Origin of the sequence: Streptomyces sp., assembly GCF_035563135.1 — a bacterium.
In the GTDB taxonomy this organism is placed as follows: Bacteria; Actinomycetota; Actinomycetes; order Streptomycetales; family Streptomycetaceae; genus Streptomyces.
Window position 1 is genome coordinate 1 of record NZ_DATMVN010000462.1, and the last position, 8,886, is coordinate 8,886.

General features: G+C 72.2%; 7 protein-coding genes. 5 read left to right on the top strand and 2 right to left on the bottom strand.

From position 1 onward, the window contains the following. Together VN520_RS20555 and VN520_RS20560 are read right to left on the bottom strand one after the other, a co-directional pair. The coding region (locus VN520_RS20555; RefSeq protein WP_325748398.1) for a hypothetical protein at positions 1-716 on the bottom strand (716 nt) is incomplete at its 3' end. A gap of 192 nt (positions 717-908) precedes the next feature. Then, entirely contained in the window at positions 909-2,624 is a 1,716-nt protein-coding gene (locus VN520_RS20560) for a PucR family transcriptional regulator (protein WP_325748399.1), read from the bottom strand. Between the two features lie 287 nt (positions 2,625-2,911). On the opposite strand from VN520_RS20560, the gene VN520_RS20565 reads away from it, so the two are divergent. The 5 genes from VN520_RS20565 to VN520_RS20585 form a co-directional block, all read left to right on the top strand. Further along, complete coding sequence (locus tag VN520_RS20565; protein WP_325748400.1) at positions 2,912-3,802, top strand: xanthine dehydrogenase family protein subunit M; 891 nt, start codon at positions 2,912-2,914, stop codon at positions 3,800-3,802. A 2-nt stretch (positions 3,803-3,804) separates the two neighbouring features. Continuing rightward, positions 3,805-4,401, top strand: a complete 597-nt coding sequence (locus tag VN520_RS20570) for a (2Fe-2S)-binding protein (protein ID WP_325748401.1) — start codon at positions 3,805-3,807, stop codon at positions 4,399-4,401. A 2-nt stretch (positions 4,402-4,403) separates the two neighbouring features. Then, positions 4,404-6,821 carry a xanthine dehydrogenase family protein molybdopterin-binding subunit gene (locus VN520_RS20575; protein WP_325748402.1) on the top strand — a complete coding sequence of 806 codons (2,418 nt, stop codon included), beginning with the start codon at positions 4,404-4,406 and terminating at the stop codon, positions 6,819-6,821. 215 nt (positions 6,822-7,036) lie between these two features. Beyond that, positions 7,037-8,494: an NCS2 family permease gene (locus VN520_RS20580; protein WP_325748403.1), complete on the top strand. Its 1,458-nt coding sequence runs from the start codon at positions 7,037-7,039 to the stop codon at positions 8,492-8,494. A gap of 39 nt (positions 8,495-8,533) precedes the next feature. Continuing rightward, positions 8,534-8,886, top strand: a 353-nt coding sequence (locus VN520_RS20585) for an XdhC family protein (RefSeq protein WP_325748404.1), incomplete at its 3' end; no start/stop codon positions are given.

Genomic DNA, 8,886 nt, shown 5'->3' on the forward strand with positions numbered 1-8,886 from the left:
AGCAGCCGGAACAGCCGGCCCGCCTCGGCGCGCAGCCGGGCGGCCGCCTCGGGCTCCGGCTCGGCGTCCGCGAGCGAGATGAGCGCCGGAGCCGTGCCTACGAGATAGCCCAGCTCCACCCGTATGCGCAACGACTCCGCGAAGCCGTGCCGCGCCTCCGCGAGCTCACCCTCGTGCAGGGAGAGCGAGGCGAGGTGCCGCCAGGTGAAGGAGAGCAGGAGCTCGTCACCCCGGGCCGTGGCACCGGCGTGCGCCCTGCGGTAGGCGGCGCGGGCGGACTCGGGGGAGTCGGCGATGTTCTGGGCGATCAGGCCCCGGCGGAAGTCCAGCAGGGGCCGGCCGGGTGCCGCGGGGGAGAGCAGGGCCGCGGCCCTGCTGAGCGCCACGCTGGCCTCGTCGGCCCGGTCGCGCGCCCTCAGCAGGGTCGAGGCGTAGGCCAGGTATCCGCGCTCGCAGGCGGCCGCCCCGCGCTCGGAGTCGTCCTGGGCGAGCGCCTCCGCGCTGCGCAGAGCGTCCTCGGCGTCCGTCCAGCCGGCGCCCGTGTAGAGGCACCGCTCGGTCAGCAGCGAGGTGCGCTGGAGAGCGGCCGCGGGGTCGGTGGCCGCCCGGGGTTCGAGCAGCGCGGCGGCGTCCGTCCAGCAGGCTCGTGAGCGCAGCCGCCATACCGCGGTCTGGAGCGGCGGATCGTCATCTGCTGTCGTTCCGGAACCAGACATGGCGGTATGCGCCACATTGCCCTCCCCGAGCGCGCCATCGAGCTGTGGAGGCCGGCCGGCACAAGCCGGTCGGCCAGGGTCTGCGCGCATCTCAGCACGGAATGGCACGCCGGGCCAAGGGGTGGGATCGATGTCAGGTGAAAGTTTTCACAATCATCTGGAGCCCGGGAGGACTGTGATAAGCCCGGGACATCAGCTCATACGCAGGGCGAGGAAGAAGTCGAGCTTGTCCTCCAGGCGCGAAAGGTCACGTCCCGTCAACTGCTCGATACGTCCGACGCGGTAGCGCAGTGTGTTGACGTGCAGGTGCAGCCGGGCCGCGCAGCGGGTCCAGGAGCCGTCGCAGTCCAGGAAGGTCTCCAGCGTCTCGATCAGCTCGGCGCGGTGCCGCCGGTCGTAGTCGCGCAGGGGGTCCAGGAGCCGGGCGGTGAACGCGCGGCGGACGTCGTCCGGGACGAAGGGCAGCAGCAGGACGTGCGAGGCGAGCTCGTGGTGGCCCGCCGCGCAGACCGGGCCCGACCGGGCCGCCGCGACCCGGCGGGCGTGCCGGGCCTCCTCCAGCGCACCGCGCAGCCCCTCGGCGGAATGGACCGGGGCGCTGACCCCCAGTGTCAGGCGGCCGTCCTCCGCGAGGCCGGCGGAGAGCGGCGCGCGGACGGCGGAGAGCAGGGCGTCGGCGTGCAGCGCGGCGTCCTGCCGCTCCGGCACGCCGGACTCCTCCGGCGTGCCGGCCCCGTCCACGTCCGGTGAGGTGCGCGAGGTCAGCGGCACGAGGGCGATCGCCTCCTCGCCCGTGTGCGCCACGGCGATCCGGTCGGCCGAGTCCGGGCCCGCCACCGCCGGGTCGACCAGGATCTCCTCCAGCAGGGCCTGTGCGGCCCGGCCGCCCGACAGGTCCGTGTCCTTCGCCTCCCACTCGACCCGGGCCACCACGACCTGCCAGTGCGGCGCCGTGCCGAGCCCCGGCAGCAGGACCGGTGCGGCCACCCGCAGCCTCGCCGCGATCTCGGCCGGGGCGGCACCCGTCCGGACCAGCTCCAGGATCTCCTGGGCGAGCCGGCGGCGCACCGTGCGGGCCGCGTCGCGGCGGTCCCGTTCGACGGCGATCAGCTGGGTGACGCCCTGGAGCAGATCCAGCCGAGGGGCCGGCCAGTCGCCCGCGTCGGCCGCCACGGCCAGCAGCCAGTCCGACAGCACGGACTCCCGCGCATCGCGGGACGGGGCGGGCGCGGCCCCCCGCCCGGTGTTCCGGATCGGGAACAGCGAATATGCGGTGCCGTCCACCTCCGCCCGGTGCGGACCCGGACGGCCGGTGCGGGTCGCCGCGAGGTGCCGGCCCGCGAGTTCCGCACCGATGTGCGGGGGCAGGGGCTCACCCGCTCCGGCGATCTGCCGGCCCGTGGGGGACAGGACCCAGGCACGCAGGTCCAGGTCGGAGGTGAGCAGGTCGAGGACCACCTCGGGGCCGCCGCCGGCCGGGCCCGAGGTCATCAGCCTGCGGTGGCGGTCCACGACCGCGGCGAGGTCGCCGGCCCGCTCGCCGGAGACCTGGCGCACCACGTGCTCGGTGATCGTCGCGAACGCCACGGTCTCGTCGACCGCGAAGAGAGGCAGCCGGTGCCGCAGGCACGCCTCGGCCAGATCGTCGGGGACGGCCCCGAGTTCGGCCTCGCCCGCCGCCAGGCCGGCCACCCCGGCGTTCGCCAGGATCCGGACGAAGGGCTCGGAGTCCGACGCGTCCCGGCGCCAGGCCAGCCCCGTGAGGACCAGTTCGCCGCCGGAGAGGTAGCGGCTGGGGTCGCGCAGGTCGGTCGTCATGACGCCTCGGACCGAACGGTCCAGCTCGTCCTCGCCGCCGAGCAGCCGCAGGCCCAGTCCTTCGGTGTCCAGCAGTGCGCGCAGCCGCATCGTCGATTGCCGCCGATCTCTTCGTTGGTGCGGGGGGCCGGCGGGGGTGACCTGTGAGGTGCGATGGAGCCACCGGGACCCGCCATTCGTTCGAATCTACAAGACACGGACGGGGACCAGCCAATTCCTTCATGGTTTCGGTGACTGCACCGAGTGGAGCAAGGCTTGTGTACTGGGCCACACACCGCGTCAACAACACAGGAACGGGCCCTGCCGGAAGGCGGCAGGGCCGAGGGCCGGCCGTCCCCAGCCCCCGGACGACCCGATCGAGAAGAAGAGAGCCACTCATGGACTTCCTTCGTCCCGCCAGCTGGGAGGAGGCGCTCGCCGCGAAGGCGGAGCATCCGACGGCTGTGCCCATCGCGGGTGGCACCGATGTGATGGTCGAGATCAATTTCGACCACCGGCGGCCCGGCCACCTCATGGACCTGAACCGCATCGGTGAGCTGTCGGAGTGGCAGGTGGGCCCGGACACCGTGCGCCTCGGCGCCTCCGTGCCGTACAGCGCCGTCATGAAGCACCTGCGTGCCGAGCTGCCGGGACTGGCCCTCGCCTCGCACACCGTCGCCTCACCGCAGATCCGCAACCGCGGGGGCGTCGGCGGCAACCTGGGCACCGCCTCGCCCGCCGGTGACGCCCATCCGGCGCTGCTCGCCGCAGGAGCCGAGGTCGAGGCCGCGTCCGTACGGGGGACGCGGATGATCCCGATCGACGACTTCTACACCGGCGTCAAGCGCAACGCCCTCGCCCCGGACGAGCTGATCCGGGCCGTGCACATCAAGAAGGCCGACGGCCCCCAGCAGTACTCCAAGGTCGGCACCCGCAACGCGATGGTCATCGCCGTCTGCGCCTTCGGCCTCGCCCTCCACCCCGGGACCCGCACCGTGCGCACCGGCATCGGCTCCGCCGCCCCGACCCCGGTACGGGCGAAGGAGGCCGAGGCGTTCCTGGGCGCCGCGCTGGAGGAGGGCGGGTTCTGGGAGAGCGGAAAGATCATCACCCCGTCCGTGGCGAAGCAGTTCGCCCAGCTCGCCGCCGGGGCCTGCAACCCCATCGACGACGTACGGGGCACGGCCGCCTACCGCAGGCACGCCGTCGGCATCATGGCCCGGCGCACGCTGGGCTGGACCTGGGAGCAGTACCGCGGAGCGGGACGCACCCTCGAAGGAGCTGCTTGATCATGCGAGTGAATTTCACGGTCAACGGCCGCAAGCAGGAGGCGGACGACGTCTGGGAAGGTGAGTCGCTCCTGTACGTCCTGCGTGAGCGCATGGGCCTGCCCGGCTCCAAGAACGCCTGTGAACAGGGCGAATGCGGCTCCTGCACGGTCCGTCTCGACGGTGTGCCGGTCTGTTCCTGTCTCGTCGCGGCCGGCCAGGCGGAAGGCCGCGAGGTCGTCACCGTCGAGGGCCTCGCGGACTACGCCAGGCACCGCGACGACGCCCATCCCGGCACCGGCTGCGCCGCCGGCGCCTGCGGCACCTCGCTCGACGCCGCCCAGCGGTGGCAGGCCAGGCCCGCCGACGGACGGAGCGCCGAGGCGGCGGAACTCTCCCCGGTCCAGCAGGCCTTCATCGACGCGGGCGCCGTGCAGTGCGGCTTCTGCACCCCCGGCCTGCTGGTCGCCGCCGACGAACTGCTCGAAGCGCAGCCCTCCCCGTCCGACGAGGACATCCGCGAGGCGCTCTCCGGCAACCTCTGCCGCTGCACCGGTTACGAGAAGATCCTCGACGCGGTTCGTCTCGCGGCCGCCCGTCAGGAAGAGGCGGTCCGATAGCCATGGCGCTGCACCCACGAGCCGCGTCCGTACCGGCCGGCACCCCCACCAAGATCACCCAGGGTTCAGGGACCCGGGGCGGCATCGGCGAGTCCACCCTGCGCCCCGACGGCACCCTCAAGGTCACCGGCGAGTTCGCGTACTCCTCCGACATGTGGCACGAGGACATGCTGTGGGGCCACACGCTCCGCTCCACCGTCGCCCACGCCGAGATCCGCTCCATCGACATCGGCGAGGCCGTCGCCACCCCCGGCGTGTACGCCGTCCTGACCTACGACGACCTGCCCGCGGAGATGAAGAACTACGGGCTGGAGATCCAGGACACCCCCGTCCTCGCCCACGGCAAGGTCCGCCACCACGGTGAACCGGTCGCCCTCGTCGCCGCGGACCACCCCGAGACCGCGCGCCGCGCCGCCGCCAAGATCAAGATCGACTACGCCGGCCTGCCCGTCATCACGGACGAGGCGTCCGCGACCGCCCCCGACGCGGTCCTGGTCCACGAGGGCCGCACCGACCACCACGCCGGGCACGTCCCGCACCCCAACATCGTCCACCGCCAGCCGATCATCCGCGGCGACGCGGACGCGGCCGCCGAGCGGGCCGACGTGATCGTCACGGGCGACTACGTCTTCGGAATGCAGGACCAGGCCTTCCTCGGCCCCGAGTCCGGCCTCGCCCTGCCCTCCGAGGACGGCGGTGTCGAACTGTACGTCGCCACCCAGTGGCTGCACTCCGACCTCCGGCAGATCGCCCCCGTCCTCGGCCTCCCCGAGGACAAGGTCCGCATGACGCTCTCCGGTGTCGGCGGCGCCTTCGGCGGACGCGAGGACCTGTCGATGCAGATCCACGCCTGTCTGCTCGCGCTGCGCACCGGCAAGCCGGTCAAGATGGTCTACAACCGCTTCGAGTCCTTCTTCGGACACGTCCACCGCCACCCCGCGAAGCTCCACTACGAGCACGGGGCCACCAGGGACGGCAAGCTCACCCACATGAAGTGCCGGATCGTGCTGGACGGCGGCGCCTACGCCTCCGCGTCCCCGGCCGTCGTCGGCAACGCCTCCTCGCTCGCGGTCGGACCGTACGCCGTCGAGGACGTGGACATCGAGGCGATCGCCCTCTACTCCAACAACCCTCCCTGCGGCGCCATGCGCGGCTTCGGCGCGGTCCAGGCGTGCTTCGCCTACGAGGCGCAGATGGACAAGCTCGCCGCCGCCCTGGACATGGACCCGGTCGAACTGCGGCAGCTCAACGCCATGGAACAGGGCACCCTCCTCCCCACCGGGCAGCCCGTCGACTCGCCGGCCCCCGTGGCCGAACTCCTGCGCCGGGTCAAGGCCCGCCCCCTGCCGCCCGAGCAGCAGTGGCTCGCGGCCGGCGCCGAGGGCGACTCCGTCGACGTACGCGCCCTGCCCGGCGGGCTGTCCAACACCACCCACGGTGAAGGCGTGGTGCGCGGCGTCGGCTACGCGGTCGGGCTGAAGAACGTCGGCTTCTCCGAGGGCTTCGACGACTACTCCACCGCCCGGGTGCGGATGGAGGTCATCAACGGCGAACCCGTCGCCACGGTGCACACCGCGATGGCCGAGGTCGGGCAGGGCGGCGTCACCGTCCACGCCCAGATCGCGCGTACCGAACTGGGCGTCAACCAGGTCACCATCCACCCGGCGGACACCCAGGTGGGCTCCGCCGGCTCCACCTCCGCGTCCCGGCAGACGTACGTCACCGGCGGCGCCGTGAAGAACTCCTGCGAGGCCGTCCGGGAGCAGGTCCTGGAGATCGGCCGCCGCAGATTCGGCTCGTACCACCCCGCCTGGGCCACCGCCGAACTCCTCCTGGAGGGCGGCAAGGTCGTCACCGACGGTGGCGAGGTGCTCGCCTCACTGGCCGACGTGCTCGAGGACGAGACGGTCGACGTGGAACTGGAGTGGCGCCACCGGCCCACCGAACCCTTCGACCTGCGCACCGGACAGGGCAACGGCCATGTCCAGTACTCCTTCGCCGCGCACCGCGCGGTCGTGGAGGTCGACACCGAACTCGGCCTGGTCAAGGTCATCGAGCTCGCGTGCGCCCAGGACGTCGGCAAGGCCCTCAATCCGCTCTCGGTCGTGGGCCAGATCCAGGGCGGCACCACCCAGGGGCTGGGCGTCGCCGTCATGGAGGAGATCATCGTCGATCCGAAGACGGCGAAGGTGCGCAACCCGTCCTTCACCGACTATCTGATTCCCACCATCCTCGACACCCCGGCCATCCCGGTCGACGTGCTCGAACTCGCCGACGACCACGCCCCGTACGGGCTGCGCGGCATCGGCGAGGCCCCCACCCTGTCGTCCACCCCGGCCGTCCTCGCGGCGATCCGGAACGCGACGGGCCTGGAGCTGAACAGGACGCCGGTGCGCCCCGAGCACATCACCGGCACCTGACGGCTCCTCAAGAACCTCCGGGCGGTGCGTGCCTGCCGTGAACGTCACACTTCCCCGCGCCGCGCACCGCCCGGAGCCCATCGCCACCACCGATCCATCTGCACGAAGAGTCCGTCTCGGGCCGTCCCCCGGGTCGTGCGCCTCGCAGCATCCCAAATCCCGCAATCACACAAGCTCCACGCGGGTGCCCCTGTGAACCTTGGGAGTCAGGCATCATGACCCAGCAGTCCGCGGAACCCAGGACCGGCGCGGAGGGTGCGGGCTCCGGCCCGCGCGTCCCCGCCGGGCGGTCCTGGCCCGACCGGTACTTCCACATATCCGAGCGGGGATCGACCGTCGCACGCGAAGTGCGCGGCGGCGTCACGACCTTCATGGCCATGGCGTACATCCTCCTGCTCAACCCGCTCATCCTCGGCGGCGAGGACGCCGAGGGCCAACTGCTCGGCCAGCCGGGTCTGATCACCGCCACCGCGCTCGCCGCGGCGGCCACCACCCTGCTGATGGGCTTCGTCGGCAAGGTGCCCCTCGCGCTCGCGGCCGGCCTGAGCGTCTCCGGGGTGCTCGCCTCGCAGGTCGCGCCCGTCATGACGTGGCCGCAGGCCATGGGCATGTGCGTGATCTACGGACTGGTGATCTGCCTGCTGGTCGTCACCGGCCTCCGCGAGCTGATCATGAACGCCATTCCGCTCGCGCTGAAGCACGGCATCACCATCGGCATCGGCCTCTTCATCGCCCTCATCGGCCTCTTCAAGGCCGGATTCGTCCACAAGGGGACGGCGACGCCCCTCTCCCTCGGCCCGGCGGGTGAGCTCGCCGGCTGGCCGGTGCTCGTCTTCGCCGTCACCCTGCTCCTGATCTTCATGCTGCAGGCGCGCAACGTCCCCGGCGCGATCCTGATCGGCATCGTCGTCGGCACCCTGGCCGCGATCCTCGTCAACGCCATCGGTGACATCGACCCCGGGGCGTGGAGCAGCGGCCCGCCCGAGCTGAGCGGCAGCGCGGTCTCCTCACCGGACTTCTCGCTCTTCGGGAACGTCGAGTTCGGAGGCTGGGGAGACGTCGGCGCGATGACGGTCGGCATGATCGTCTTCACCCTCGTCCTGGCCGGCTTCTTCGACGCGATGGCCACCATCATCGGGGTCGGCACGGAGGCGGAGCTCGCGGACGGCAAGGGCCGGATGCCCGGCCTGTCGAAGGCCCTGTTCATCGACGGCGCCGGTGGTGCGATCGGCGGTGTGGCCGGAGGCTCCGGGCAGACCGTGTTCGTCGAGTCGGCGACCGGCGTCGGCGAGGGCGCCCGCACCGGGCTCGCCTCCGTCGTCACCGGCCTCTTCTTCGCCGCCTGCCTCTTCTTCACCCCGCTCACGGCGATCGTGCCGGCCGAGGTGGCCTCCGCCGCCCTCGTCGTCATCGGCGCCATGATGATGCAGAACGCCCGGCACGTGGACTGGGGCGACCGCTCCGTCGCCGTACCCGTCTTCCTCACCGTGGTCCTGATGCCGTTCACGTACACCATCACCACCGGTGTCGCCGCGGGCGTCATCTCGTACTCGGCCATCAAGCTCGCCCAGGGCAGGGCCCGCGAGGTCGGCGTCTTCATGTGGGTCCTTACGCTGGTCTTCGTCGTGTACTTCGCCCTGCACCCCATCGAGAGCTGGCTCGGCGTCAGCTGACCGGTCCCGCCCCTTTGCACCGTCAGAAGGAGACACGCCATGCTGGACATCGCCGAAGAGCTGCACCGGTGGGCCGGGCAGGGGCGCACGTTCGCCGTGGCCACCGTGGTGGCGGTCGGGGGCAGCGCACCCCGGCAGCCGGGCGCCGCCCTCGCCGTGGACAGCGACGGCACAGCGGTCGGGTCGGTCTCCGGGGGCTGTGTGGAGGGCGCGGTGTACGAGCTGTGCCGCCGGGCGATCGAGGACGGCACCACCGTGCGCGAGCGCTTCGGCTACAGCGACGACGACGCCTTCGCGGTCGGTCTGACCTGCGGAGGAGTCATCGAGGTCCTGGTGTCCCCGGTGCGTGCGGACGATCCCGCGCGCCCGGTGTTCGCCGCCGCGTTCGCCGC

Bases quoted from the DNA above. Each gene is read 5' to 3' on its own strand.
- VN520_RS20560 (WP_325748399.1), bottom strand. From the start codon at position 2,624: ATGCGGCTGCGCGCACTGCTGGACACCGAAGGACTGGGCCTGCGGCTG.
- VN520_RS20565 (WP_325748400.1), top strand. From the start codon at position 2,912: ATGGACTTCCTTCGTCCCGCCAGCTGGGAGGAGGCGCTCGCCGCGAAG.
- VN520_RS20570 (WP_325748401.1), top strand. From the start codon at position 3,805: ATGCGAGTGAATTTCACGGTCAACGGCCGCAAGCAGGAGGCGGACGAC.
- VN520_RS20575 (WP_325748402.1), top strand. From the start codon at position 4,404: ATGGCGCTGCACCCACGAGCCGCGTCCGTACCGGCCGGCACCCCCACC.
- VN520_RS20580 (WP_325748403.1), top strand. From the start codon at position 7,037: ATGACCCAGCAGTCCGCGGAACCCAGGACCGGCGCGGAGGGTGCGGGC.